Origin of the sequence: Streptomyces rugosispiralis (genome assembly GCF_024505145.1) — a bacterium.
In the GTDB taxonomy this organism is placed as follows: Bacteria; Actinomycetota; Actinomycetes; order Streptomycetales; family Streptomycetaceae; genus Streptomyces; species Streptomyces rugosispiralis.
This window is the reverse complement of record NZ_JANIAA010000246.1, coordinates 1-407: the sequence shown is the minus strand read 5'-3', so window position 1 is coordinate 407 and position 407 is coordinate 1. Positions and strand designations below refer to the sequence as shown.

Genomic DNA, 407 nt, shown 5'->3' with positions numbered 1-407 from the left:
GGGGGTCGCCGACCATGAAGCCTTGGGAGTGTTCGAACATGTACTCCTCGTTGTTGAAGTCGATGTTTTTGACGGCGCCCATGTAGGCGTAGTCGTGGGAGAGTTTGGAGAGTCGTTCGTAGGCGTCGGTGGAGAGTTTGGCCATGTCGAAGAGGGGTTTGGCTTCGGTGCGGGCTTGTGCTGTTGTTTCGGCGCAGTGCATGCCGCCGGCGATGGCGACCATTTTGCGTGGTGTGGTCGGGTGGGGGTGGTGGGTGGCGGCGAGTGTTTTGTCGTAGAGCTTGACCATGTTTTCGAGGAGGTCGAAGCCGAGGTAGAGGCCGCCCATGATGGCGCCGATGCCCATGGTGGCTGCGGTTTCGACGGAGCTGGGGCTGCCGGCGGCGGCTGAGATGGGTGGGTGGGGT

1 protein-coding gene is annotated in these 407 nt (G+C 61.9%); it reads right to left on the bottom strand.

The window, feature by feature from the left end; translation table 11 throughout:
- A partial coding sequence (locus NP777_RS47280) for a hypothetical protein (RefSeq protein WP_449343572.1) occupies positions 1–346 on the bottom strand: 346 nt, incomplete at its 3' end.
- Between the last annotated feature and the right edge of the window lie 61 nt (positions 347–407).